This window comes from Paenibacillus oralis (assembly GCF_003863965.1).
Taxonomy (GTDB): Bacteria; Bacillota; Bacilli; order Paenibacillales; family Paenibacillaceae; genus Fontibacillus; species Fontibacillus oralis.
Window position 1 is genome coordinate 1 of record NZ_RRCN01000002.1, and the last position, 23,632, is coordinate 23,632.

Sequence of the window (23,632 nt, forward strand, 5' to 3'; positions counted from 1 at the left end):
GGTGCTTCGCAATGCTGATGTATTGATATTACCGGTTGTCGGTACAGACGACCATGGCAGAGTAGAGTCTTCATTTTCATCTGAAACGTTATTTCAAAAAGATGGTTGTGGCCAAGGGGAAAGAGATTGGTAATATGACAGCGGTGGCGCGGCAGCATGAGCTTGATCCGAAGATGGTGTTGCGCTGGGCTAAGCAGTTGGATCGCCAAGACCTGGATCAGCTAGACGGATCAGCGTTGAAGCAGGCGGCGTTCATTCCTTCAGCAGCAGACTACGCGGCCTTGGAAAAAGAGCACGAAAAACTCAAGAAGCTTTATGCCGAGCAAGCGCTGGAAAGGGAAATCCTCCGTGACCTATTAAAAAAAACGAACCCACACTTGCGGATAAAATAGCCCTTGCGCAAGATTACATCGAGCAGGGTCATCCCATCGCTCTTGTACTGCGCATTCTGGAAGTGGGGCGTTCCACGTATTATGCCCATCTGAATCGAACGGAGCAGCAACCCGAACCCATCCACAGAAGCGGTCGCCCCGCGCCGGGTTACTCCTGCACGCAAGAGGGCAAACGCATAAGCGATGAACAAATCAGTGAGTGGATTATGGAACTGTTAGCCGACGAATACACGTCCGTCTACGGCTACCGCAAGCTGGCGAAAATGCTGCGGCGTGAGCATCGCCTTGTAATCAACAAGAAGAAGGTCTACCGGTTGTGCAAGAAGATGAACGTACTGCGGCCGCAGCGCAAGCTGAAGATCAAGCATCCCAAGCGACTGGCGAACAACCGAGTCGTCACTGCCTCCAACCAACTGTGGGAAACAGATATTAAGTATGGCTGGATCGAAGGCGAGCAGCGCTTCTTCTTTCTGATGAGCATTATCGATGTATTCGACCGGGCGATTGTTGCCTATCACCACGGTCTGTCCTGCGAGGCGAGGGATCTGGTTCAGATCACGCAGGAAGCGCTCATGAAGCGCCAGCTTTTTGACAAAGCGAATCGGCCCGTTATTCGATCGGACAACGGTCCACAGTTCATCAGCCATCGATTTGCAGCGGCCTGTGAGCGATTTGAAATCGTCCATGAGCGAATACCGCCCAAGACGCCGAATAAGAACGCTCACATCGAGTCATTCCACGCCATACTGGAGTCGGAATGCTATCAGCGTCATGATTTTGAGAGTTACCAACAGGCGTATGAGATCGTCAGCGGCTTTATTCACAACTACAACCGCAAACGCATCCATGGAAGCATTTACGACATGTCGCCATACGAATACAGCGAAGCGATCCAGCAAGGCAGCGTAAAACCCAAGGTAATCAAGGTATGATCGCAGTCATCTGTAAAGCACAAGAAATGCAAGGTTTTCTACGCAATCAGTCGAATAAGAGGTGCAGTGTCCATAATTCGGGGGTTAACCCGGTACTGGCATAGCCAAGTCTTACTTGAGGAACCTTTGCGTGGAACTAGGAATAGATCTGATTGAATTATTCAGCAGGGACGATGTTGCCATATACAATTCCATTCCCACTGCGGAAGGCGCCTTATTGATGGCCATTCAACATACGGACATTACCATACATGGTTCCTGTTGTATGGTGCTGGGTTTGGGGAGAATCGGTCTTACGCTAGCCGGAATGCTTCAGCGCCTGGGTGCACACGTCAAAGCGGGGGTGCAGAAACCGGAGCAGTTTGCACGTGCATGGGAGATGGGGATTGAGCCGTTTTATACGAAAGATTTGTACGATGAAGGCGTAAATGTGGATATTATTTTTAACACGGTTCCGGCGCAAATCCTTACTTCTCGTGTGTTGACCCGTATTCCGCATCACGCTATTATTATTGATTTGGCTTCCAAACCAGGTGGAACCGATTTTCGTTTTGCCGAAAAACGTGGAATCAAGGCCTTGTTGGCACCAAGTTTACCGGGATTGGTCGCGCCAAGAACGGCTGGACGTATATTGGCGAGAACGTTATGTCAATTGATCCAGGACGAACGGAGTCAAGATCGTGAGCAAATGGATTCACTTGCTTTTTCTTCCGGGTTATGAGATCGCGAACGATGGAACCGATCCATCGTTTTTTTTGAGTTTCAGCGTGCATCACTGAATAAACGGGGCAGGATTGTTCAGTCATTTACTCGAATACTTTGAAGAAAAAACATGCGGTCTATTTATTTGAATCATCGTGGAAGAAAATGTACACGGATCGGGGAATACGGAAGATTTTGGCCAAATATTTGGAGGAAGCTAAACTTGCTCAAAACCTGTCGCCACACAAGCTGCGTCATTTTCTGTTGACCTGGCTCAATAAACAGGGCATCGATGACGCACTCATACAGCCGTATTCCGGTCATGAAAGCCGGAAGTCATTGGAAATCTATTCGAAGCTTGCAATCACCGATGCCCAGCAGGAATATAACGAGGTTATCAATAAATTTCCCATTTAATTTACATCTACTTTGCCCTTGGTGACAGCTACGCTGGTACTACCCCCTTTCGTGAGGATACCATCCAAGATGCTGAAGAGGTAATCGATTGGCTATGCAAAAATGTGTTATTCCAGGATCACGACTTCGAACATTTGGTTGAGATTGTATACCGGCGATTTCGGGAGATAAAAGTTGTACCGCCTACGCCCGATCGCATCGAGCGACTTATTAGAGCGGCAATCCGTACATATGAAGAGCTCCGTCGCTTCGCCGCGCAGATCCACGATCACGTCGATACCTTCATTTTTCACCATCGATTCCACATCCGTTGCCGCGCCCATGAAAATTTTATCCGGAATCAAAGCATGGTAGGTTTTTTCAGACGCCATGGACTATACTCCTTTTTTGAACGATCCAAACTCAATAGGAACCGGGGCCGCTGGCGGCGCGCAGCACAAGGACAAATCCCTGGCTTCTCCGGCGGATTCGAATTCGGAATCTTCTTTTGTGTAGAAAATCTCCCAAGCGTTGCCGTCCGGATCATATACCCAAACTTTATCCTGCACCGCATAGCAGCATGTGGTATTCATCTCGTCAATCAGCAGCAATCCGCTTTGACGAAGCCTCTCCCCCATGGCCAGCACTTCTTCCGTATTATTCACTTGAAATCCCAAGTGGTTCAGTACACCTTTTTGTTCGAAGGGACGTACATTGAGCGAAAAATGAAGCGCCGGTTCTTCTAACTCGAATTTGGCGTAGTTATCTTTAACCTTACTCGGTTCGGCCCCAAAAAAAGCGCGATAGAACTCCAAAGACTTGTTCAGCTCCGTGCAGTTTAAAGCAACATGCATTCGTTTGATCATCGTCGCCACCTCATTTCCCTTCTTTGACGAATTGTTCAATCCGGTTCTTAATCGAATCGCGAACGGCGCGGAACTGGTTCATGATTTCGTCTTCCGTTCCGGTTGCTTTTGCCGGATCATCAAAACCCCAGTGCCATTTCGTTACGTTCTTGTTGGAGATCACAGGACAATGCTCGTCGGCGTGGCCACAAAGGGTAATGACATAATCGGCGCGATTCAAAATGTCCGGATCGATCACATCGGAGGTGTTTTTGCTAATATCTACGCCAGCTTCTTGCATGACTTGCACCGCACGCGGATTCAGTCCATGTGCTTCAAGACCTGCGCTTTTGACTTCATATTTATCGCTGCCTAGAGCGTTTAAAAACCCGTCCGCGATTTGGCTTCTGCAAGAATTTCCGGTGCACAAAAAATAAATTAACGGTTTTTTCTCCATGGTGAACAATCTCCTTTGATTTCAATTCGTTAATCGCCTTGATGAACTCTTTTCGCTTGTTTACTTTTCATAAAAGTCTTCATGATCATTGCAACTGCCACCAGGACGACCACGATCACCGCGATACATAACCATACATTCACCTGTAGCGTCTGGAGAACATAAAGCCATACATAAACACCGGTGAGCGTAATGAACAACGTGGGAACGGTTAACAGGATGCCGACTTTAAAATAATAGCCCCATCTGATTTTCACGTTTTTCGTGGATAGGACATGCAGCCAAAGCAGCGTGGCCAAGGAGCCGATTGGCGTAATTTTCGGTCCTAAGTCCGAACCGATCACATTCGCATAGATCAGCGCCTCACGAATGAACCCATCGGTTTGCGTTCCTTGGATGGCCAGCGCATCGATCATGACCGTGGGCATGTTGTTCATAATGGACGACAGGATGGCTGCAATAAAGCCCATACCTACGGTAGCCACAAATAACCCTTGTTCTGCGACCGTTTGAATGACGCTGCCTAATGCATCCGTAAGTCCGGCATTGCGCAAGCCATAAACGACCACATACATGCCGATAGAGAAGATCACGACAGCCCAGGGAGCGCCTTTTACCAGTTTCCATGTATGAATCGCAGGGCTTTTTCTCGCCGCGATTCCCCAGCGATCCGAATGGTTACCCCAAGCGTGATGAAGTCATTCGTTATTTACAGGATTACCGGGCAAAATTTCAACTGCCGGTCCGAACCAATCAGCGCGTAGCATCGGTCGAAAGGGATGGAGAAGGGTTTACGGTCCGTACGATGGTAGGGGATACGTTTCGGGCGCGCACCATCATTAATGCGACCGGCTCCTTTCACAATCCCTATACGCCAGTTGTGCCGGGGCAGGAGGCGTTTCAAGGCCGCACACTTCATTCCTCCGAATACCGGAATCCGGAGCCATTTCGCAATCAACGCGTAGTGGTGGTCGGGCGCGGCAATTCTGCCGTACAGATCGGTGTTGAGCTGGCCGAGGTGAGCAAGACGTCTTTAGCGGTACTCCGGCCGGTCCAATTCATGAAATCGAGGCTGTTGGGTCAGGATGTGCATTTTTGGATCAAACTGATTGGGTTTGACACCTTTCCGTTTTGGCGGTTCGGGAAAACCGCGCCGAGTTCAAGTGCGGTGAACGATTCGGGCGGGTACAAAGAAAAAGTAGCGGCAGGAAAACCGGATCAACAACCGATGTTCACATCCTTTTATGAGGATGGCGTCATTTGGCCGAACGGGAAAAAAGAGCCGGTGGATACGGTGATCTTTGCGACAGGCTACCGGCCGTATCTTCCCTACCTTCAAGCGATTGGCGCGCTGGATGCGGAAGGAAGGCCGTTACATCAAGCAGGCATAAGCGACGTTCCGGGGCTTTATTATGTGGGGCTGGAAGGGCAGCGTTCCTTTGCTTCTGCTACCTTAAGGGGGGTGGGGCCGGACGCGCAGTTTGTTGTTAAAAAGCTTTTGCATCATCTTAAACACTGAATGCTTACATTACATTTTTTTGATAAAAGGATGGGACCGACTTGAACCTCAATTGGTTTGCTGCGGAAATGCTCATGAAACAACGCCAAAGGGAAATCGAACGATCTGCTAGAGAAACGTGGAAATGGTCAGACGCTATGCAAAAGCAATCGGTCCGATTCTTTAGTAGGCGGTCAATCATTCGTGCAACACCAACGGCTTGCTGCGCTGCGAGCTGCTGTTGATTGTATAAAAAACTAAGGAGTGATCTTTCATGAATCAAGTGAGTAATGATCAAATTCGTCAAAACGTTCGGAATCGGTATAAAGAAATCGCCTTACAGGACGTAGGGGCGGGGTCCTGTTGTACGCCAGCGCCATCCAATGATTGCTGTAGTTCGGCCGCGGATGTTTCCGCTAAAATGGGCTACTCGTCAGAAGAATTAACAGCCGTTCCGGATGGGGCGAACCTTGGCCTCGGCTGTGGCAATCCTCAAGCTATTGCCGCTTTGCAACCGGGAGAAGTCGTGCTGGACCTGGGCAGCGGCGGCGGGTTTGATTGCTTTCTTGCCTCCCGTCAGGTGGGCGCTTCCGGCCGCGTCATTGGTGTAGATATGACACCGGAAATGGTCAGCCGCGCCCGCGAAAATGCCAGCAAAAGCGGATTTACCAATACGGAATTTCGGCTGGGCGAGATCGAGCATCTGCCGGTTCAGGACCACTCGGTGGACGTAATTATTTCAAACTGTGTCATTAATCTGTCCCCATCAAAGCAGCAGGTTTTTGATGAGGCGTTCCGTGTGCTGCGTAACGGCGGCAGGCTGGCCATATCGGATGTCGTGGCAACAGCCGATTTTCCGGATGAAATCAAGCAGGATATCGACCGTATCTATTCAGGGTGCATTTCAGGAGCTTCTTCCATCGGCGAACTGGAGGCCATGCTTGCACAAAGCGGTTTTACCCAAATTGAGATCGAACCTAAAGACGAATCCCGGACGTTCATCAAGGATTGGATTCCTGGCGCAAATGTCGAACAATACCTGGTGTCCGCCGCGATACGTGCCATCAAGCCTTGAGCCATGACGGGCCGAGCTGTTGCAGCTCGTGTTGGGCTGAACATGTTACGGCATTAAATAATAAGGCGCTGCCGGTTAGCTGGCAGCGCCTTCGCCTTTGCGCGTATAGCCGCGCCTTGCGGTTTTGTACCCTATTTTATTTCGCTTCCTGTTTAAAGGAAACAATGCGAAGTGTTGGTTGCCCGTCGATATGTTTGGTTCCGTACAGCGGCGGTGTTTTGCCTTCTTCCAGAATGGTGCGCGGACACCACGTTTTAAATTCGGTTTCTTCTCGCCTGGATATGCCAAGGTGTACGATGGCATTATCAAAACCGCCGTATATGAGTAATTCTGCCCCTAATTTATGAAATTTAATCATGGCTGTGTCGGATGTGAGGATGCGGGGAATGGCGAGAAAATAGATCCATTTTCCTTTCAGGCTGTTAAAGTTCGGTTTGCCTGCGCGGGACCGCATATGATCCCGGTCAATCGTGCCGTTTTTGATGTTGTCCCAGCCTTCCGGCCCCCGATACAATTTCAAGTCTTGAGAACGTACTTTTCCCGCGACCATCTTTTCCAGACCCAGCAGGTGACAGAAATTGTCCTTTTCAAAATGCAGCTTAACAGGTTCATGGTTCTCCAGTTCATATGTAAACGTGTAGGGGAGAAGATATTGCTCATATAACTGCTGAAGCACTTGGAGGCTAATATCCGCGATCAAGGGTTTGGTCGTTCGGGCAACTAATTGTTCGAGTGTTAGCGTCATGGAATCATGTCTCCTTGCACAAAAAAAGCTCTGATGTATCCACATCAGAGCCGCCTTGTTAAGCTGATGGGTAGCAAAAACAGTCGGTAAACACGGAGATTATGGTCCCCCCGGCGGGGAACACCACGCTACCCGGTGGTGCGGATCGTTGGCGATCCCTATATATAAGTGTTTCCTAATTGCTGAAAATCCATATCATTCGGCAACACAAACGGTCGGTAAACACGGAAATTATGGTCCCCCCGGCAGGGAACACCACGTTGCCCATGGTGCGAGCTTATGCTCCGATTTACTTTATCTTGCATGTATATTATACAACGGAAACCCGGATTGTGCAACGGACAGTTGGGATGGAGCGAAATCAATCTATTGGAGTAGCGGCGAGGGAGTGAAGTCAGGGAGGGATTGTTCTTAGCACCGGGGGCGAAGCCATGTCCGAAATCGAACAGGGCAACATCCCTTTAGTGTTTCAACATTTCACGCAAAACCCGGAAGGCTCGTTCCTGATCCTGCACGTTCTGCTCTTTGAGGAGCATCACGGATTGCCATATCCATTCATCCTGTTTTAGATGCTCAAACGGATCGCGTTCACTGAACAAGGCATAAACGTTTATATGTAGCGCATCGGCTATTTTTTCCAAGGTTTGAAGCTGTATGTTTTGTTCGCCGCGTTCGACGCGACCGATATAGGTTCCTTGCGATTCTAGCACTTCCGCCAATTGCTCTTGGGTCCAACCCCTCAATGTGCGGTAGTGCCGTATCTGCTCTCCTATCGTTTTGGCTAGATGACTCACGCTGGTCGTTCACCTCTTTCTACTAAGAAGTGTAGACCAACGATATGATGCGCTTGGAGAGTATCGAAAGTTCAAATATATAAAATATAATTGAACTCAAGGGTTCTTTTGGTGTATACTTTCCACATCTTGGGATTTCAAACGCGTCCTTATTTCCTCATTGGGACCGGAACATTTCTCGTGCGATATTGAGTACCTTTTTACGATCCAATGGGTCACGGCTCATTAAGAGAGCCAACATTTCAATAATGGTTTCATCCTCCGGTCCGTCGAGCTGTAGCATCCGGAACAAGTCGGTTCGACAAGCTTGCGCGATTCGATCTAGGGTTTGAATGGTTACATTGCGCTGTCCGCGTTCCAGGGAGCTGATATAGGTATAACTGGTTCCGATCAGTTCGGACAATTCCTCTTGCGTCAAGTCCTGGCTTAATCGGGTGTGCCGGACGGCATTGCCCACCCGTTGCAATGTTGTATACGCCACGGTTGTTACACTCCTTTCTATCCATTTGAGTGTAAGCAACTTGGGCATAACTATGCAGAGTACTAAGAGATAATTTTTTTGATGTAAACTTATTTTATAAGATAAAATGTACTCTAAAAGTTTTGTTTTTTCTCATGTTATGTAACTTAAAAGATAATCGGGGGGAGATCGTGTGGAATATCCTGGTTCCAAACTTGACGAAACCGGCAGACATCCTCTTGCTGCTGCTATTGTTGATGATCCTGCTGTTTTTCGCGATTTGGCAGGAGGAGGGGAAGGCCAAGGCGACGCGGCAAAAAGATGGGAAGTGAAGGCGTCCGATGACGAAGACCGCTCATACCTGAATGTTTGGGACTTCTACCAGACTTTGCCCCGGCCGCGTTCGGTTTGGATGGAGATAGAAGAGGAACCGATCGCTTGGTACTGGAAGCTGTGGGGTTATGGCGGTATGGCTGTCGCTTATTCCGGCTTTGTTGGTTATATCGTGCTTACCTTTTGGGCCATGATCTACTACGCTTATCAATTCGTTTCATTTGCACTTTAGGAGGGAAGGCAATGTTTTCCGAACTATTATTCAACATGTCTCCTGCCGGAAGAGCTGCCATTTTTGTCTTTGGTGTCATCTGTTTTAGCTTGTTATATGTCCTGGACCGGCAGGCAGTCAAACGCCGGAAGCAAGAGGGGCGAGATTCTTCTAAATCAGACTAATCCGGATGGTTCGGACACGGCCGTTCAATGCTTCGACGAATAGATCGTGCGCCAACGGATCGCAGCTCGCTCCGGAAGGCCGGTGACTTGAAGTAGACGCATAGGGTTGCTAACGGCCACCGGCATACCGTTATGGGAGGCTTTGCGTCCAATGCCGCACCAAGGGGGCGGTTTTGTCATTTCCGGCTGTTCTACCCTTTTTTGAGCTTCGGCCTTGCGCCTGGGGCTCTTTTTTTGTTCCGCAGCTTCATGCGGTTCACGTTTGGCATAAACCGGATCGTTCGGCTTTTTTTGCGGAATGGATCTTCTGCAGCCGGAAAGAGCTGCGTGGATCTCGGCGGAAAGCCGAACGTTTTTTTGTGGCCATTGGATCCAAAATCATCAGAATCCGAATGAAGGAAACCGGTTCCCCCGGTTCACCGGCCCTAAATCCCAAGCGACCCCGGAAAGACGCCGGGTTCCATTGGGATTTTTAACGGGCCTCGCAGGGAAGCAAAAGCGTTTCTCGGGGTAACGCTCGATCCATCATGGGCGCTCTCGCTTACGCTGCCGCACCCATCATGGCTCTACGGGGCAGGGCGGCACCATGATTCCATTTCGCTGACGCTCCATTTCATCATCGTGCCAAAAGCGATTCGGGCAGGTCGGGGAAGCCAAAAGCTTTGCAAGCGGGTTCCAGGAAGCAAAAACGGCCTGGCAGCGCAGGGGTACTTTCGTCGCGCGGGCCTTGCTCCTTCCGTTTTTCAAGGCCCACATCCTGTACACCGCAGCCGATCCGTCGCATGGGAGCATATCCGAACCGTGGCTGGCAAGGGTAGTCAAATTTTTTTGAGAAGAGCGCTCAAAAAATTTTGCCTATCCCTGACGGGCAGACCCTTGCCAGCCAGAACCGGATATGCTCTAAAATCTGCGACGGCTGCGGTATACAGGATGTACCTGTTCCTTGAAAACTCCATACGCAAGACCAGGAAGCACGAAGGAAGGCCCTACGCTCCAAACCTTGAAAGAAGACGCTCCGCGCTGGCTCGACCGGCAAGCGGGACCAGGATGAGGGTTTCAGGGCCAAAAAGTCAAGTCAATGAAGAAAAAAACGGGATGGACAAGCAAAGGGATTCGGCCGCATCCGCGCGATTTTAGCCGGATATTGGCGGCGTGAAAGGAGGTGAGAGCATGCGGGGAGCAAACGAGCTGCGCGAAAAAATCGAAGCGGTGCGCGCGGAATTGAACACGCTTGCGAAACAGGTAGGTGCGATGGCGAAAGAAGTGCTTTTGAAGTCGCAAGAATTGGACGAGCTGCTAAACGAATACAACCGAGCTTTGAAAAAGGGAGAGTGAGCAGGTATGAGGATTCATGTTTTCCGAGGCAAGTTTCCGCTCGGGCAGGTGTACACCACGCCGGGCGCGCTAGAGGTTGTCAGCGAGGATGAACGCATATCCGCGCTGACCCGGCATATTGGCGGCGATTGGGGCGACGTCTGCGATGACGACCGGGCCGCTAATGACGAGGCGCTGCAAATGGGGGAACGACTGCTGTCGGTTTATCACACGGCGGCAGGCGTCACATTCTGGATTATAACGGAACGCGACCGAAGCGCGACCACGTTTTTATTACCTTCCGAATATTAAAAGGCCCGTTTGCTTTAGGGAGCAATCGGACCGGGGCGAAGAAATTTTGCGAACCCCTTCGCCCCTCTATTTTACCACATGTAAAGGAGAGGGCAAAACATGAGCCAAAAAATTTATGAAATGGTGACGGAACGCATTGTCAAGCTGCTCGAAAGCGGCGTCGTGCCGTGGCGTAGGCCATGGAGAAGCGGCGCGGCGGTGAACTGGCTCACGCAAAAGCCGTATCGGGGCATTAACGCGCTGCTGCTTGAGGCTGGGGAGTATGCCACATTCAAGCGGATCACCGAGGCTGGCGGCACCGTCAAGAAGGGTGCAAAAGGCGAAATCGTCGTTTTCTGGAAGTGGCTGGAGAAGAAGGACGAGGAAACCGGCGAGACGGAGAAAATACCGCTTTTACGCTATTACAAGGTGTTCAATATTGCCACGCAATGCGAAGGACTGGAAAGCAGACGGAACAGCGAACCGGCGTATGAGCATGACCCTATTGAGGAAGCCGAACGGCTTGTAACCGGCTATGCGGACCGGCCACCTATTCATTTCGCGCCGGGCCGGGCGTTCTATCGGCCGGGGGATGACATGATCAGCGTTCCGCCGATAGCGGATTACAAGCAGCCCGAGGAATATTACTGCACGCTGTTTCATGAACTGGTGCATTCGACCGGCCATACCCAGCGGCTGAACCGGTCCGGCATTACGGAGCTGGCCGCATTCGGTGACGAGAATTACAGCAAAGAGGAGTTGATAGCCGAGATCGGCGCGGCCATGATGTGCGGCGTCTGCGGCATCGACAATACGACCATTGAAAACAGCGCGTCCTATATTAACGGTTGGCTGCGGGCGCTCAAAGACGATCAACGCATGATTGTGCTGGCCGCAGGTAAGGCGCAGCGCGCCGCGGACTACATGCAGGGCATCAGCTTCACGGACGGCGAGGAATAGCAGCCAAGGCAACCGACAAATCGGGGGCCTTGGCCCCCATATCCAAATAGGAAGGGAATGGGCAGCGATGCAAACGGTGACGTATCCGGATTACGTGTTTTTTTGCAAGGCGTTTCAGGAATGGAATTTGTTCGATTTCGAGGAAAGCGACATCAAGCAGGAGCCGGGGGAAACGCCGTCCTATACGTATGACGCCACGTTTCGGGACGAGAGCAATTATAAAACGAATGTCGTCATTTCCTTTGATGGCGCGGCGATTACATGGGCGATTGCGGACGGCTGGGAAGATGCGCACGAAGAAATTAACACGCTCTATGATTCCATGATGCAATTGAAAGCCAGCGGCCGGCAGCTCGTTTTGTAAAGCACGGCCGGGGGGCTACTAGCCCCCCGGACCCCCACACGAAAGGAAGGAAAACCGATGCACTATGAAAGCTCTACCGAGACGGCAAAAAAAATCCGGGCGGCGCTGCGGCGCGCCTTTCCGGGGCAAGCCTTTTCCGTGCGTTCGTCGGCCGATAGCGTTTCAGTGAGTTGGGAGGACGGGCCGTTTGTGCCGGACGTGGAAAACGTGCTGGATGCCTTTCAGAGCTACGAGACACGGCGCAGCAGCGGCGAGGATCGCCGTGAGGCGGTCGGCTATGGTTGGGAGGGGCGGCGCATTGTCGGGGCGCAGTATTTGCGCACAAGCCGCCGCTTGAGCGCTGCGAGACGCGCCCGCGTAGCCGAGCATTTGGCCAAACAGGGCGTATCGATGCAGGATGCCACCAAGCCCCTTTTATTGGCCGCTGAACGGGAGATCATCAACCAGCAGACGCATTCCGTCCTTGAACAAATGGAGGCTTGGGAAGCCGCCTGGAGCGAGTACATGCACCGGCTGCGGCGGCTTGAGGACTTGGCGGCCCAAGGGCGCTACGGCTATCAGCTCCGCATGCCGCGCGCTGCCCTTGGCCGGGCCATCCAGCGGCTGCGGGCGCTCGACCCGGATTTTTGCCGCCGCCTGCATATTTAGACGCCCACATGATCGCCGCTTTTGGCGCGGCCGGGGGGCTTTCCGCCCCCCGGACCCCCCGGCCTGCTCCCAAACCCCGACGACCGCGCATTCTGCGCCGTCGCCGCTTACCTCAACGGATCAGCCGAAGTCCGGTTTATTTAGTGTAAACATCGTAAACGGTGTAAACATAATATGTTTACAGGGTTTAAATGTTTGCAAAACGGAAAAGATAGAATCAAGACTGTTTACTTTGTAATCTATGTAAACATATTGAAAAATGAGGATTCAAACGTTTACAGAATGTCAGGAATCGAACAAGAGGGGTTCCGGGTTTTTGGGGGAAGGTTGAGGGAGTGCAGCCGAGGTCGCGCGGTGGTTTCTTTTATTCGTTAAAATTATGTTGTAAACAGTGTAAACATGGTAAACATTATATGGTATAATAAAGAAAAGTAAACAAGGGAGCGTGAAGCGCATGTCCATGAATGAACCAACAAAAGGGCCAACCGTCACGAAATCGATCCGGGTACGTCCTGAAATCAAACAAAAGGTTGAGGAATTGTTTGCGGAAAGCGGTTTGCCCACAGAAGGCGAGTTTTTGGAATACATGGCGCAGCTCGTCGAGATGCAGCAGCTCAAAGAAGGCGTTGCTGCGGGCTATCGCAAACTGTTGGAAGAACGTGAATACCACAAGCGCCGCGACGAAGAAATCTTTATGATGATGATTCAGTCAGAGGCGGCAGCGCGGTTGGAGCTTACACAGGGGCATGAGGCGGTATTGGCCGAGCGAAATGCGGCATTTCTGGCGCAGGAGCAAACCATTGCCGATATGACGATTGAAATGAAGCAGCTCAAGGATGAAGGCGGGCGCTTGAGCAAAGAAAACAGCGACCAAGCGAAGCAGATTGCGCAATACGAGGATAACACCAAAAAGTCTAATTTGCTCCTGGAGCAGTACGAGGAGAAGAACAAGGCTTTGAGCGCGCAGCTCACCGATTTTCAAGCGACGATGGACGAAAATAAGGAACTGCACCGGCAAGTGGACGAGCTGTCGAGGCAAGCGGAGAAACAAACCGACCAAATCGCATCGCTCGAACGGGAACAACAACGCATCGAGCAGCAGCATGCGGAGCGGATCGCGCAACTGGAGGCGCGTCATGCGGAAGAACTGGAACGCCTCAAAGAAAAGCTCGATGTGCAGCGGGAGCGCGAGTTGGTTCAGGCGCGGAGCGAGTACCAAGAGAAGTTAGAGAAAGTTAGCGCGGAAGCGACGGCGAAGCAGCAGGAGTCAACGACGCAAATCACGAAATTATATGATCAGATTAATGAGCTTCGGGAGCAATTACAAGCGCAAGGGCGTTCCGCTGCATCGAAAGGTCGGGGCGGGGATAAGCAACAACAATAAAGGAGGCCGGATCGGCGCGAGGTGAAGGCGAGAAACCGCCTGAAGTGCCGAACGATTCTTCCACTCCTGAAGATCCACTGTTCGGCATTTGAAAGTTAGTAGAGTGATCAGAACGGACATGCTATAATCGACTCTATGGACTTTGAATAGTGGTGGATGTTTTCGGACCACGGCACAGCTTCCCGAAAGGGGGTGACGCCGATGGTCGCACTTGTGGCGTTTTATGATGTGCTGCGTTGGACCGTAACGATACTAAGCCTTGTGTTTGGTATCCGGAAACTCTATCGCTGGGCGCGTCGTAAGTTTCGTAGCAAGCGAAAAACCACCGCTAAGTAGGTTGGAGACCCTAAACGGTGGTTTTCGCTTGAACTAGCTATTTAGTTTCACGCGCGCCGTGGTGATCCACAGCCTTTCGGGTCCTAAGAGTCTTTACCGTTCGCAGCGTGAAGGCTCTTCTTAGTATACGGATCAACGTGCGAGCCTTATACCAGTAACAAGGTTGGTGACCATCGTACTCACATCTTTATACCCGTTATTTTATCACGTCATACCATGTCATGCAACGTATAAAGGCTTGTGTGGGGCTTTCGCCGTGGCCGCGTATGAAGCAGGCAAGAGAGCCGTCCAGGGCGCGTCAGCGGCGGTAGCGAACCCTTGACGAGCGGTTCCGACCGCCGACGCTATGCGATGCCATGCAACCCCTTGCATGGCCCGCCCCCTTTTGGGCGGGGGGGGCGGGTGTGCAGAGGGCGCAAGCCCTTTGCGTTCCCCCGTTCCGGGGGCGGAGGGGGAGCTTTTAATACATGACTGGGCTATGCTATGATTGAATCATCTAACTGAAACGTAAACTTGAACACTAAAACTGAACAGTTTATCTGAATAAGAAAACTATTACATGAAAGAAGGTTGAAAGTATGGCGATTGTCTACGCAGTTTCCGCCAACAAGGGCGGGGTTGGGAAGACCAGTTTTGTCACCAATATTGCGACGGCCATTGTTACGAAACAGCCCAAGGCGCGGGTACTTATCATCGATACCGATCCGCAAGGCAATGCTTCCATGGCTTTCGGGAAGGTTCCTGCTCATTTCGAGGAAACCATTTACGATGTGCTCGTGGATGGTGTATCGATGGAGGCCGTAAAGGTGCCTTTAATGGATCGGCTTGATCTTGTACCGGCCAACAAGGATATGGCCACTCTCGTATTTGATGTGCTGGCTGACGTGGAGACGTACCGGCGTCCGCTATATTTGCTGAAAGGCCCGTTAGATGCCATTCGGGATCAATACGATTTTATATTCATCGACACGCCGCCGGATATGGGTTTGATTGCCGGAAATGTATTTGCTGCTGCGGATCGCGTCATTATACCGTTTGAACCAGAAACGTTTGCCGTTGCGGGTATTATTCAAGTCATCGAAGTTGTTGAAGATTTTCAACAAAAGCATCGGCCTGAACTGGTCATTGATGGTATTGTAGCGATGAAGGTTGATTCTCGGACTATACTGCATTCAGAAATGCTGCCAAAGGCTCGGAAATATTGCCTTGAACATGGTTTACATATGTACGAAACCGTCATATCCAAATCGATCCGTTTCGCGAATGCTACTGCCTACGAAGGACAACCGGCTGTTCTGGCCGATCCTGGAAACCATCTCGTAAAATCTTATTATGATATTTTGGAGGAGGTATTGACGCATGGCAAGACAGCGCAAAGCGTTGGCTGATTTTGATACATTTTCCTCAAAAAAAACTGAACAGTTAAATGGAACAGAACATAGAAACAGTGAAGTGGAACAGATATCAAATGAAGCAGTAAAACTGAATAGCGAGCCTGAACAATCGAACGAAGCAGTAAAATTGAACAGTGAAACTAAACAATCGAACGAAGCAATAAAACTGAACAGTAAATATGAACAAACAAACGAAGCGGTAAAACTGAAGAGTGAATATGAACAATCGAACGAAGCAGTAAAATTGAACAGTGAAACTGAACAATCGAACGAAGCAATAAAACTGAACAGTAAATATGAACAAACAAACGAAGTAAAACTGAAGAGTGAATATGAACAATCGAACGAAGCAATAAAACTGAGCAGTGAATCTGAACAAACAAACGAAGCAGTAAAACTGAATAGCGAATCTGAACAATTAAGCGAAGCAGTAAAACTGAATAGCGAATCTGAGCAATTAAACGAAGCAGTAAAACTGAATAGCGAATCTGAACAATTAAACCGAGCTGTAAAGCTGAACAGTGAATCTGAACAATTAAACGAAGCAGTAAAACTAAACAGTGAATCTGAACAATCAAAGCGTGAGAGCTTTTTAAGTATTTACGCCGAAGAAAGAAAACCGCCGCGTGTTGAGGATACCCATACACGTGACACGTATTTAATCCGCAATGATTTGCTCGAACGCTTCAACAAGCTGGCAGCAGGGCAGAAAAAGGGCTTTAAGATGCGCTTTATCAATTACGTGCTTGAAAAAGAGCTTAACAACATCGAGAAATCAGGCGGGCGGTGAGTGCGATGGATATGGACGCCCTGCGCGAAGTGGATACACAGCTCAATGAAATGACCCATGAGTTTATCGGCAAGACTCAACGCCATGCCGACCCCTTGAAAGCTGCGAGTATTCATCAAGAAATGATCGAACAACTAAGCGCGGCACTTGTACAGCGCGTATCCGTCAAAGCCCTTTTTATGTATGCGAATCAATGGGGGGAAACGTTAAAGTCACAGCAGTTGGAAGGCGGAAACGACCGGTTACTGTTAAAGGCGAAAAATGATATTCTCGAACGGGCGCTCCGCGTCAAATCGGTCGATTATTTGCGTGAAGTAGTCCCATTTAATACGAACATTGCCCAACACGCCCTATTCTCGGCCAATCCGAACGGAGGGAACGGACAAGCCCCGACAACTGTTCATGGTGTCCGAAATGTGTATATCAAGCAAACAACAGGGGAAGTGCTAACGACATATGAGGCTCGCGTGATGGGGGCCATTCAATCTCTGTGGTTTAAGAAAAACGTAAACGGACAACCCACAATTGAGTTAAAATATGCAGATATCCTGGCCGAATTGGGCTTGACGGATGGTGCAGCCAACTACAAGCGCGTTCAAGAAGCCCTTACGCGCTTGTGGAACATCGAAGTGACGCTTACCCAGTATCAGCGCTCCAAGAACGCCGAATACGAGGAGATCGCCTTGACGCGCTTGATTGACCAAATTGTATTCCGGCGTAAGGTGGGAACACCAAGCCATTATCAGTACAAGTTTGAAATCAAGCTTCCGGAATGGTTGGTCGAGGCGAACAGAGAAGGGAACCTGTTTGATGTATCGCTCATTCTCATGAACGATCTGAAGTCCTATCTGGCGCAGGGGTTATATTGGCTCGTATCCTCCTACCCGGATGAACCGGCTGTGACGCTAGAGCTGTCAACGTTAGCCGGACATTTTCACTTTCTGGATGATGATCGCGAACCGATTATGCCGGTTTATAAAATCGTGGAGCGCATCAAACAAGCTTGCGAGGAATTGCAAACTGTAGGCTTCATCGACCACTTTGAATTTTCGGGAAAGAAACAAGGGCTGTTGGGACGCTTTTTGACCGTGACGAAAAATCCGGTGTTCTTAAACGCTCCGGTCCGTTCGGTCCGGGAACTGAACGAGCCGGTTCAATTGGATCTCTTTAATGCATAACGAAATCGAACGATCGATCCATAGGCAGCAATTGAATGTTCGGACTTGAAGGTTGAATGTCTCCTGCAGCTCGCCCCGATCTGACTTGGCCGGGGCGAGCTACGACAAAAAAAGCGAATAATACCGAAATAAAAAGCCACGCTCCTTCACAGGAATGAAGTGACCCCCAAAAGTTAGACACGGTTATTTCATCAGGCAGCTTTTTCAAAATGAGTTCGGTACTGTACCGGGCTCATTTTTGTTTTTGCCTTCAACCGTTTGGTATTGTAGTATTCCATATATTTTTTCAGTTCTATCTTAAAATGTTCCACATTTTCAAACTCTTTGTAGTACAGAAACTCCGACTTGAGAATGCCGAAGAAATTCTCTATGACGGCGTTGTCGTAACAATTCCCTTTTCGTGACATGCTTTGGAGAATGCCTCTCGACTTAAGTGCATGGCGATACGGTTTCATTTGGTAATGCCATCCTTGATCTGAATGAAGAAGAAGATGGTGCTCTTCCGGCAGACGCTTCAGTCCTGCATCCAGCATCTCGGATACCAGAGCATATGTTGGTCGTGAACCTATGGTATAGGTGATAATCTCCCCGTTGAACAGGTCCAAAATGGGCGATAGATACAGCTTTTCCCCAAATAACTTAAACTCCGTGATGTCCGTCACCCATTTCTCATTTGGCGCCTCTGCCGTGAACTGGCGATCCAGATGATTCGGTGCGGTCTTACCGACTGTCCCTTTATACGACTTATACTTTTTCATGCGGACCAGGCATTTAAGCCCCATCTTCTTCATGAGCCGCTGAACCTTCTTATGGTTCACTTTCCATCCACGGATTGCCAGCTCATCTCGAATACGGCGATATCCGTAACGACCCTCATGTTCCGCGTAAATGGACTGGATCTCAGCCTCCAAATCAGCATTTGAATCGGGTTGATTCATACGTGCTATAAGGTTGTAATAGGTGCTGCGCGGGATACCAGCCAGCCGTACGAGTGCCATCACCGGATATTTATGCCTCAGTTCCCAGACGACTTGGGCTTTGTCTTGTTTGGTGATTTTTCCTTGTTTCGAACTAAGGCATTCAACTTTTTTAGATACTCATTTTCCATTTCAAGCTGCTTGATACGTTCTTCAAGTGCTTCGACAGACCCTTCAACTGCGGATCGTTTTGAAGGTGAATTGGGATTTTTCTTCATGGATGGACGCCCCTTCTTTTTTGGCTCAAGGGCTTCTAAACCGCCTGTCTCCATCTTTCTCTGCCAGGAATACAGCATGGAGAAGTCCGGAAGCTTAAACAAAGCAGCGGTATCCATGAGAGAAGCGTGTGATTGAGCCATATGATTGAGTACGTCCAGTTTAAAGCTTGCCGGATAATTTGTATAGCCGTTAGTAAAGGCAGTCTCACCATGCATCTCATAGAGCTTCAACCAATATTGGAGTTGAGACTTGGTAACGCCCATTTGATTTGCGTATTCGGTCTGAGATAGAAGATCAGAGTCATACCCTTGAATTAATGCCAACTTGCTATCCTTAGTAAATTTAGTCATAAAAAAACTGCACCTCCAACTGTTAGATGTGTCTAACAATTGGGGTGCAGTTCAGAATGCGCGGCTTTTTATTTCGGTCATGTATTTGCCTTTTTGGAAGGATACGGCTTTTTCTGATCTGTGCGGCCGAGAAGGTAGTCCGTACTGGTCTGGTACAAGTCGGCCAATTTGATTATTGAAGCGGATGGTAAATCCAGCTCTCCCGTTTCGTATCGAGAATACGTGGTCTGATTGACCTTAAGAACCTTGGCTACATATTGCTGTGTCCAGTCGTTATCTTCTCTCAGTTCTTTAATTCTTGCGTACATTTCCATCACCCAAGCTCATAGTAAGCTATGCGAAAACCGCATATTGACATTTATGCGGTTTTCGCATAAAGTTTCCGTACAGAGCGAAGGGAAGGGACGGGAAACATGATGAAAACCTTGTTGCAGAAGCTGTATAACGGAGAGCTATGCCCGATTGAGCAGATCGTATCGAAAGAGACGGCATATCGGCCCGTCAACCGGCAGATTACGGAAGCCATGGGCGTTTGGCGGAAGCGGTTGGACGAATCGGAGTATAAGGAGTTAGGAGTTGGAGGATTTGCTGAACCTTCGCGCTCAAGCCGGAGAAATGGACCTGGCTGCATCATTTGAGTACGGCTTTCAGCTCGGCGTTTCTCTTATGGTGGAAGCGCTAGCTGGTCGGAAAGATATGTTGAAGGAGGGAAAATGAGAGGCGCGGAAGCCTGGGCGAGAAAATTTTTTGGGGGCAGGAGCGGGCAAAACATCCGTTTAACTACGGAAAATCAGCAAATCATCCGTTTTACTACGGAAAAAAAACCAAAACATCCGTTTTACTACGGAAAATGAGCAAAAAAAAATAAAAAATCGTGATTTTGATGAAAACACTTTGTCGAATACGGGCGAAAAAGGCCGAAACATCCGTTTTACTACGGAAATTGAATTGAAATCATCCGTTTTACTACGGAAATGAGATTCAAAACATCCGTTTTACTACGGAAAATTGAAAACGGCGCAATTTGCCAAAATTAAATATCGTGTCGTATAGTAGGGATAGATTCAGAGAATTACTGGAAATGCTCCAATTACATAAGAAAAAAATAAAAGCCCACACCTCACACTTTTTGAATGACTAGTTTGCCGACCGGCATTCAAAAAGTGCCCCAAGAGTGAGAGCTTCTACTTTTATACGCATTTTATAGGGATATTATACTCTATCTGCGAAAAAAAGTGAAGAACCTACTCTCTCTTTCCTATTGCCTTTTTTGAGGCGTGGTGCGAAACGAGGGAGTTTTTTTATGCTGCCTGCAATTGCTGTGCGCCCGGCCGCTGTCGGGACGCAAGAGGCATTTCGACTGCTATTTGGCAATCAGCTCACCGAGACGCCCAAGCGCTTCCCAACGGAAGCAACCGGCCGAGCGAAAACGCTAGGATGGGTATTTGTCAGCTCCGATTGCCGAAACATGAAAGCATGCCGAACCTATCAAACGCTGTTGGCCATGAGTGGCCAACATACATACTATACGCCGAATACTTTTTACCGGAATGATCGACGCGAGGAAGCGACGCTCCGGTACTTAAATGCGCTTGTCATTGATGTGGACGTAAAGGGAGCGGACAATCCCAATGCAGGGCTTTGTCTGTCCGATCTCCTGGAACGGATCTCAAGCGCCGGTTTGCCATGCCCAACGATGATAGTCCGTACTCCGTCAGGGGGGTATCATGTTTACTTTCTTCTCAATGCACCGCGTAAGGCATACACGAATGCGATCCAGACCTACCGACGCATTCAGACGGCCATTGCAGTAGCCATCGGAGGGGATCGGCAGGCGATTGGGGCCGAACGTTGGTTCCGTTTGCCGACTCCGGAAACGCTTGTTTATGCGTCCGAGCAACGCGTATCGTTCGCAGAGCTGTTGGATTGGGAGAGTATCAACCAGGACGCCATACAAGAGGCTAAACGCGGCTCTATTGTCCAGAAGGGATTATTGGACCATCCGGCCGTGAAAACGCTTCTAGCGGGCGTAGAAGTCGGGAAACGGGATAATACGTGCTATACTCTTGCCCTGGCTTTCAAGCGAGAAGGCTATAGTATGGAGGATGCCGAGGCGGAATTGCAGGAATGGAACACACGATTGGACGAGCCAATGCCGCAACGTATTGTATCGCGGAAAGTTAAGAGCGCCTACAAGGGGGATGCTCCGGCCGGGCCTACCGGGGAGTGGATCACCTACCTTTCCGGCGTACCATTTTCCTATGAAGTATGGGAGACGGCCAAGCCAAGAGGCGAACGAAAAACGAGTCATTATAGCGAGTGGGCCGAAGATGTGGAGCGTGTTTTGCAGCAGCTTCCGGATCGGTCTATTACGGATGCGCAGCGCAAGCTTGCGTCTTATTTCGGCATGTCGCTATCTACTTATCAGGCAGTTGTCGCCCTGATGGTGGAGTCCGGCAGAATTACCGTGGAGGTACATGGTAAAGGGCGCGGAGCGGCAACTACGTTAAGACTGGTTTCAAGTCCCGAACCGGCTCCAGAAGTGCCAGTTATAACACCGGTTAAAAATGTACCCGATTCCAACACACTTACCCTAGTTGGGGTGGCGGGTGGGGTTCTGCCGCGCTCTCCGGGGGATCGTATTCGTGGAGGGCTTTCTTTCTTGGTTTCGTCTTGGGGTCCGCCTGGTTGATTGATTCTCTTTCTTTTGGGTCGCGATATTGTATGGTTCTAGGGTTGGGGGACGTAGCCCCAGCGGAGGCGCGGGAGGCCGCTTTTTTTCTGGGACTGCTGTTTTCTGTCAGTTCTTTCCTCCTAACTTGACTAGGAGATATTATCCATTTTCCCCCTAATTTATTCCATCCTGTGTACGGTAGTGATATACTCCGCGTATATCCTCTCTGTTAACTCTCCTAGACCATGAGTGTCTAACTAAGGCGTTAACTAGCATGTACATGGTGTATGGTTTTAGTTGTTATTCTTCTGCTGGGAAAACCCTTGCTGTTGCTGCGTGCAGGCGTTCTGGTACCGCTCGAAGGCATTTCCCGACCCCACCCTCACAACGTCCGAGGCTGGGGTCGGGAAAACGAGCGGTACCAGAACGCAGATACTTTGGGTGAGGGGAGAGACTTTTTAAATGCAGGAGAGGATACAGGATATGTGAGGAAGGAGGGATTCGGGGGAGAAAGGGATTTAAGTTCAAAGTCGAAAGATAAGATCAAAATCAAGATCAAAAGCAAAATCTTTGTGGGTAATTCAGAGAAGCAAAGTCAAAACCTTGAAAGTTGTTCGAGGAAGAATAACCCTGTGGGCAATTTCATGGATGCCAATCATTGTGAGCTGTTTAGGGAAGATGGTTGGTATGCTGTCGCATACCGTGATCAAAGTTTGAATGCCTAATCAATGATGCTGTGGGGAGCTGATCGGGGAAGTTTGTAGGCTGATTCAGGATGTATTCTGAAGGGAGATCAAATGAAGAATAGCGGCTTTCCGCTGACGATTTTTGTTGCATAGTTAGTTGCAAGTCTAGTTGTACCTTGAGCAGCGGGTTCCCAGGAGGCACACGGACGGATGTGAGCGGGCTTCGGAGCTTTGATATTGATAGCGGGGAGCGTGGTGTGACGCTAGAAACGGTAGCATGGAGGGAGTCGTTTCATGTTAACGAAATACTCGGATTTCAAGGAGAAAGACCTTGAGATTTTACGTTTTGTGTTGAAGCAGGGAATTGTTACGTCTCAACAAATTTTGCGGTACACCGGTGAAACTTCGCTACACAACGTATACAGGCGACTTCGGAAATTGGAAGCGGCGGGACTTGTGTGGAAGAAGAAATTAACGCTGCGTCTGAATGTGTACTTTCCGAAACGTGAGGCGAGGGATTACTTGGACTATCCGGTTACGGTTGCGAACGATACGTCATTGTACACGGCCGAACACGACCTCATCATCAATGATCTTATCCTGCATCTGAAGGCGTCGGTGAAGGCTGAAGGTTTTGATTACAAGACCGAGCGGGAATACCGTTTTGAGCTGCTGGAAGATACCGAGGGCAAGCAGGAAATGCTTCAAAAATGGAACAAAATTCGGGATACATTGCCGGATGTAGTGCTGCTGCTTCCGGGGTTTACGATTGCAGTCGAGGCCGAATTGCATACCAAATCGAACGGCCGTTTGCAAAAAAAGATGCATCGCTATGCAGCCGAGCTGGTTGCAGGAAAGTATACCGATGTGTGGTATTTTGTCCCGAACCAAACGATAGGGAATGCCCTCAAACGAGCGATTGAGCATGTGGCGCAGGAATGGCGATCTGTCGGACGCCCGGCGCAAACTCAATCCGGAAAAAACGTGTTTCAGCAGATTCAAGTACGGTCGCTACCTGCGGAGGTTGTGGGAGAGTGAACCA

At 49.6% G+C, this 23,632-nt stretch carries 29 protein-coding genes and 2 pseudogenes; 22 read left to right on the forward strand and 9 right to left on the reverse strand.

The genetic code is table 11. The features are described 5' to 3' along the window. The first annotated feature begins 134 nt into the window (after positions 1 to 134). The 4 genes and pseudogenes from EHV15_RS33660 (at position 135) to EHV15_RS33675 (ending at position 2,443) form a co-directional block, all read left to right on the forward strand. Positions 135 to 392: a transposase gene (locus EHV15_RS33660; RefSeq protein WP_128635681.1), complete on the forward strand. Its 258-nt coding sequence runs from the start codon at positions 135 to 137 to the stop codon at positions 390 to 392. Positions 393 to 445: 53 nt separating this feature from the next. Further along, positions 446 to 1,324, forward strand: coding sequence for an IS3 family transposase (locus tag EHV15_RS33665; RefSeq protein ID WP_246062134.1), 879 nt, complete (start codon positions 446 to 448; stop codon positions 1,322 to 1,324). 94 nt (positions 1,325 to 1,418) lie between these two features. After that, positions 1,419 to 2,045, forward strand: a pseudogene (gene dpsA, locus EHV15_RS33670) (dipicolinate synthase subunit DpsA); the annotation flags it as partial. Between the two features lie 98 nt (positions 2,046 to 2,143). Continuing rightward, positions 2,144 to 2,443: a tyrosine-type recombinase/integrase gene (locus tag EHV15_RS33675; RefSeq protein WP_023556415.1), complete on the forward strand. Its 300-nt coding sequence runs from the start codon at positions 2,144 to 2,146 to the stop codon at positions 2,441 to 2,443. 107 nt (positions 2,444 to 2,550) lie between these two features. Here EHV15_RS33675 and EHV15_RS36800 read toward each other — a convergent pair whose 3' ends face one another. The 4 genes and pseudogenes from EHV15_RS36800 to EHV15_RS33695 form a co-directional block, all read right to left on the reverse strand. Further along, complete coding sequence (locus tag EHV15_RS36800) at positions 2,551 to 2,814, reverse strand: hypothetical protein (RefSeq protein WP_178076097.1); 264 nt, start codon at positions 2,812 to 2,814, stop codon at positions 2,551 to 2,553. 3 nt (positions 2,815 to 2,817) lie between these two features. Continuing rightward, complete coding sequence (locus EHV15_RS33685) at positions 2,818 to 3,288, reverse strand: ArsI/CadI family heavy metal resistance metalloenzyme (RefSeq protein WP_049869721.1); 471 nt, start codon at positions 3,286 to 3,288, stop codon at positions 2,818 to 2,820. Between the two features lie 10 nt (positions 3,289 to 3,298). Beyond that, a complete protein-coding gene (arsC, locus tag EHV15_RS33690) occupies positions 3,299 to 3,724 on the reverse strand; it encodes an arsenate reductase (thioredoxin) (protein ID WP_128635683.1) in 426 nt (141 codons plus the stop codon). A 29-nt stretch (positions 3,725 to 3,753) separates the two neighbouring features. Then, a pseudogene (locus EHV15_RS33695) lies at positions 3,754 to 4,383 on the reverse strand (ArsB/NhaD family transporter); the annotation flags it as partial. Here EHV15_RS33695 and EHV15_RS33700 point away from each other — a divergent pair. Both EHV15_RS33700 and EHV15_RS33705 read left to right on the forward strand, forming a co-directional pair. Next, positions 4,350 to 5,243, forward strand: a complete 894-nt coding sequence (locus tag EHV15_RS33700; protein WP_128635685.1) for a flavin-containing monooxygenase — start codon at positions 4,350 to 4,352, stop codon at positions 5,241 to 5,243. The pseudogene EHV15_RS33695 and the gene EHV15_RS33700 sit on opposite strands and share 34 nt — an antisense overlap. Positions 5,244 to 5,496: 253 nt before the next feature. Continuing rightward, positions 5,497 to 6,297, forward strand: coding sequence for an arsenite methyltransferase (locus tag EHV15_RS33705; RefSeq protein ID WP_021624035.1), 801 nt, complete (start codon positions 5,497 to 5,499; stop codon positions 6,295 to 6,297). Positions 6,298 to 6,433: 136 nt separating this feature from the next. Here EHV15_RS33705 and EHV15_RS33710 read toward each other — a convergent pair whose 3' ends face one another. From EHV15_RS33710 to EHV15_RS33720, 3 genes are all read right to left on the reverse strand, one after another. Further along, complete coding sequence (locus EHV15_RS33710) at positions 6,434 to 7,042, reverse strand: PBECR4 domain-containing protein (protein ID WP_128635686.1); 609 nt, start codon at positions 7,040 to 7,042, stop codon at positions 6,434 to 6,436. 461 nt (positions 7,043 to 7,503) lie between these two features. Beyond that, positions 7,504 to 7,836 carry a helix-turn-helix domain-containing protein gene (locus EHV15_RS33715; RefSeq protein ID WP_021624032.1) on the reverse strand — a complete coding sequence of 111 codons (333 nt, stop codon included), beginning with the start codon at positions 7,834 to 7,836 and terminating at the stop codon, positions 7,504 to 7,506. A 157-nt stretch (positions 7,837 to 7,993) separates the two neighbouring features. After that, entirely contained in the window at positions 7,994 to 8,317 is a 324-nt protein-coding gene (locus EHV15_RS33720; RefSeq protein WP_127607445.1) for a helix-turn-helix domain-containing protein, read from the reverse strand. Between the two features lie 172 nt (positions 8,318 to 8,489). Between EHV15_RS33720 and EHV15_RS33725 the strand changes: the two genes are divergently transcribed. The 11 genes from EHV15_RS33725 to EHV15_RS33770 all read left to right on the forward strand — a co-directional run bounded on the left by EHV15_RS33725 (position 8,490) and on the right by EHV15_RS33770 (position 17,684). Further along, entirely contained in the window at positions 8,490 to 8,861 is a 372-nt protein-coding gene (locus tag EHV15_RS33725; RefSeq protein WP_127607447.1) for a hypothetical protein, read from the forward strand. An 11-nt stretch (positions 8,862 to 8,872) separates the two neighbouring features. Beyond that, positions 8,873 to 9,025, forward strand: coding sequence for a hypothetical protein (locus EHV15_RS36805; RefSeq protein ID WP_155847246.1), 153 nt, complete (start codon positions 8,873 to 8,875; stop codon positions 9,023 to 9,025). A gap of 1,170 nt (positions 9,026 to 10,195) precedes the next feature. Continuing rightward, a complete protein-coding gene (locus EHV15_RS33730) occupies positions 10,196 to 10,360 on the forward strand; it encodes an aspartyl-phosphate phosphatase Spo0E family protein (RefSeq protein WP_128635687.1) in 165 nt (54 codons plus the stop codon). Positions 10,361 to 10,366: 6 nt separating this feature from the next. Next, positions 10,367 to 10,651, forward strand: a complete 285-nt coding sequence (locus EHV15_RS33735) for a hypothetical protein (RefSeq protein WP_128635688.1) — start codon at positions 10,367 to 10,369, stop codon at positions 10,649 to 10,651. Positions 10,652 to 10,750: 99 nt separating this feature from the next. Then, positions 10,751 to 11,590, forward strand: a complete 840-nt coding sequence (locus tag EHV15_RS33740; protein WP_128635689.1) for an ArdC family protein — start codon at positions 10,751 to 10,753, stop codon at positions 11,588 to 11,590. Between the two features lie 67 nt (positions 11,591 to 11,657). Then, positions 11,658 to 11,954, forward strand: coding sequence for a hypothetical protein (locus EHV15_RS33745; protein WP_128635690.1), 297 nt, complete (start codon positions 11,658 to 11,660; stop codon positions 11,952 to 11,954). A 57-nt stretch (positions 11,955 to 12,011) separates the two neighbouring features. Then, positions 12,012 to 12,602, forward strand: a complete 591-nt coding sequence (locus EHV15_RS33750) for an LPD29 domain-containing protein (RefSeq protein ID WP_128635691.1) — start codon at positions 12,012 to 12,014, stop codon at positions 12,600 to 12,602. A 454-nt stretch (positions 12,603 to 13,056) separates the two neighbouring features. Beyond that, positions 13,057 to 13,986: a coiled-coil domain-containing protein gene (locus EHV15_RS33755; protein WP_128635692.1), complete on the forward strand. Its 930-nt coding sequence runs from the start codon at positions 13,057 to 13,059 to the stop codon at positions 13,984 to 13,986. Between the two features lie 914 nt (positions 13,987 to 14,900). Further along, a complete protein-coding gene (locus EHV15_RS33760; RefSeq protein WP_128635693.1) occupies positions 14,901 to 15,710 on the forward strand; it encodes a ParA family protein in 810 nt (269 codons plus the stop codon). Next, entirely contained in the window at positions 15,682 to 16,506 is an 825-nt protein-coding gene (locus tag EHV15_RS33765) for a hypothetical protein (protein ID WP_128635694.1), read from the forward strand. The genes EHV15_RS33760 and EHV15_RS33765 overlap by 29 nt, the downstream gene beginning before the upstream one ends. A 5-nt stretch (positions 16,507 to 16,511) precedes the next feature. Beyond that, positions 16,512 to 17,684 carry a replication initiator protein A gene (locus EHV15_RS33770; RefSeq protein WP_246062072.1) on the forward strand — a complete coding sequence of 391 codons (1,173 nt, stop codon included), beginning with the start codon at positions 16,512 to 16,514 and terminating at the stop codon, positions 17,682 to 17,684. Positions 17,685 to 17,875: 191 nt separating this feature from the next. Here the strand turns inward: EHV15_RS33770 and EHV15_RS33775 are convergent. Both EHV15_RS33775 and EHV15_RS33780 read right to left on the reverse strand, forming a co-directional pair. Beyond that, positions 17,876 to 19,230 (reverse strand): IS3 family transposase gene (locus tag EHV15_RS33775; RefSeq protein ID WP_128635695.1). Its coding sequence is split into 2 segments (ribosomal slippage): positions 17,876 to 18,777 and positions 18,777 to 19,230, totalling 1,356 coding nucleotides; the frame shifts between segments, so codons are not numbered across the junction. A gap of 77 nt (positions 19,231 to 19,307) precedes the next feature. Next, on the reverse strand, positions 19,308 to 19,544 hold the full coding sequence (locus EHV15_RS33780) for a helix-turn-helix domain-containing protein (RefSeq protein WP_342774098.1): 237 nt from the start codon (positions 19,542 to 19,544) through the stop codon (positions 19,308 to 19,310). Positions 19,545 to 19,643: 99 nt separating this feature from the next. Between EHV15_RS33780 and EHV15_RS33785 the strand changes: the two genes are divergently transcribed. The 5 genes from EHV15_RS33785 (at position 19,644) to EHV15_RS36810 (ending at position 23,628) form a co-directional block, all read left to right on the forward strand. Next, complete coding sequence (locus EHV15_RS33785; protein ID WP_128635696.1) at positions 19,644 to 19,868, forward strand: DUF6809 family protein; 225 nt, start codon at positions 19,644 to 19,646, stop codon at positions 19,866 to 19,868. Then, positions 19,846 to 19,947 (forward strand): hypothetical protein, encoded by a 102-nt coding sequence (locus EHV15_RS38505; RefSeq protein ID WP_425464496.1) that lies wholly within the window; start codon positions 19,846 to 19,848, stop codon positions 19,945 to 19,947. The genes EHV15_RS33785 and EHV15_RS38505 overlap by 23 nt, the downstream gene beginning before the upstream one ends. A gap of 751 nt (positions 19,948 to 20,698) precedes the next feature. Next, positions 20,699 to 21,922, forward strand: coding sequence for a primase C-terminal domain-containing protein (locus EHV15_RS33790; protein WP_246062076.1), 1,224 nt, complete (start codon positions 20,699 to 20,701; stop codon positions 21,920 to 21,922). A 269-nt stretch (positions 21,923 to 22,191) separates the two neighbouring features. Next, the gene (locus EHV15_RS33795) at positions 22,192 to 22,629 is read left to right on the forward strand and encodes a hypothetical protein (protein ID WP_127606878.1); all 438 of its coding nucleotides are present in this window, start codon (positions 22,192 to 22,194) and stop codon (positions 22,627 to 22,629) included. Between the two features lie 255 nt (positions 22,630 to 22,884). Continuing rightward, positions 22,885 to 23,628 carry a hypothetical protein gene (locus EHV15_RS36810; RefSeq protein ID WP_178076098.1) on the forward strand — a complete coding sequence of 248 codons (744 nt, stop codon included), beginning with the start codon at positions 22,885 to 22,887 and terminating at the stop codon, positions 23,626 to 23,628. Positions 23,629 to 23,632: the final 4 nt, after the last annotated feature.

Bases quoted from the DNA above. Each gene is read 5' to 3' on its own strand.
- EHV15_RS33790 (WP_246062076.1), top strand. From the start codon at position 20,699: ATGAAAGCATGCCGAACCTATCAAACGCTGTTGGCCATGAGTGGCCAA.
- EHV15_RS36800 (WP_178076097.1), bottom strand. From the start codon at position 2,814: ATGGCGTCTGAAAAAACCTACCATGCTTTGATTCCGGATAAAATTTTC.
- EHV15_RS33740 (WP_128635689.1), top strand. From the start codon at position 10,751: ATGAGCCAAAAAATTTATGAAATGGTGACGGAACGCATTGTCAAGCTG.
- EHV15_RS33745 (WP_128635690.1), top strand. From the start codon at position 11,658: ATGCAAACGGTGACGTATCCGGATTACGTGTTTTTTTGCAAGGCGTTT.
- EHV15_RS33765 (WP_128635694.1), top strand. From the start codon at position 15,682: ATGGCAAGACAGCGCAAAGCGTTGGCTGATTTTGATACATTTTCCTCA.
- EHV15_RS33705 (WP_021624035.1), top strand. From the start codon at position 5,497: ATGAATCAAGTGAGTAATGATCAAATTCGTCAAAACGTTCGGAATCGG.
- EHV15_RS33785 (WP_128635696.1), top strand. From the start codon at position 19,644: ATGATGAAAACCTTGTTGCAGAAGCTGTATAACGGAGAGCTATGCCCG.
- EHV15_RS33760 (WP_128635693.1), top strand. From the start codon at position 14,901: ATGGCGATTGTCTACGCAGTTTCCGCCAACAAGGGCGGGGTTGGGAAG.
- EHV15_RS33755 (WP_128635692.1), top strand. From the start codon at position 13,057: ATGTCCATGAATGAACCAACAAAAGGGCCAACCGTCACGAAATCGATC.
- EHV15_RS33685 (WP_049869721.1), bottom strand. From the start codon at position 3,288: ATGATCAAACGAATGCATGTTGCTTTAAACTGCACGGAGCTGAACAAG.
- EHV15_RS33660 (WP_128635681.1), top strand. From the start codon at position 135: ATGACAGCGGTGGCGCGGCAGCATGAGCTTGATCCGAAGATGGTGTTG.
- EHV15_RS33795 (WP_127606878.1), top strand. From the start codon at position 22,192: ATGGTTTTAGTTGTTATTCTTCTGCTGGGAAAACCCTTGCTGTTGCTG.
- EHV15_RS36805 (WP_155847246.1), top strand. From the start codon at position 8,873: ATGTTTTCCGAACTATTATTCAACATGTCTCCTGCCGGAAGAGCTGCC.
- EHV15_RS33750 (WP_128635691.1), top strand. From the start codon at position 12,012: ATGCACTATGAAAGCTCTACCGAGACGGCAAAAAAAATCCGGGCGGCG.
- EHV15_RS33730 (WP_128635687.1), top strand. From the start codon at position 10,196: ATGCGGGGAGCAAACGAGCTGCGCGAAAAAATCGAAGCGGTGCGCGCG.
- arsC (WP_128635683.1), bottom strand. From the start codon at position 3,724: ATGGAGAAAAAACCGTTAATTTATTTTTTGTGCACCGGAAATTCTTGC.
- EHV15_RS36810 (WP_178076098.1), top strand. From the start codon at position 22,885: ATGTTAACGAAATACTCGGATTTCAAGGAGAAAGACCTTGAGATTTTA.
- EHV15_RS33700 (WP_128635685.1), top strand. From the start codon at position 4,350: ATGTATGAATCGCAGGGCTTTTTCTCGCCGCGATTCCCCAGCGATCCG.
- EHV15_RS33780 (WP_342774098.1), bottom strand. From the start codon at position 19,544: ATGGAAATGTACGCAAGAATTAAAGAACTGAGAGAAGATAACGACTGG.
- EHV15_RS33710 (WP_128635686.1), bottom strand. From the start codon at position 7,042: ATGACGCTAACACTCGAACAATTAGTTGCCCGAACGACCAAACCCTTG.
- EHV15_RS38505 (WP_425464496.1), top strand. From the start codon at position 19,846: ATGGACCTGGCTGCATCATTTGAGTACGGCTTTCAGCTCGGCGTTTCT.
- EHV15_RS33735 (WP_128635688.1), top strand. From the start codon at position 10,367: ATGAGGATTCATGTTTTCCGAGGCAAGTTTCCGCTCGGGCAGGTGTAC.
- EHV15_RS33770 (WP_246062072.1), top strand. From the start codon at position 16,512: ATGGATATGGACGCCCTGCGCGAAGTGGATACACAGCTCAATGAAATG.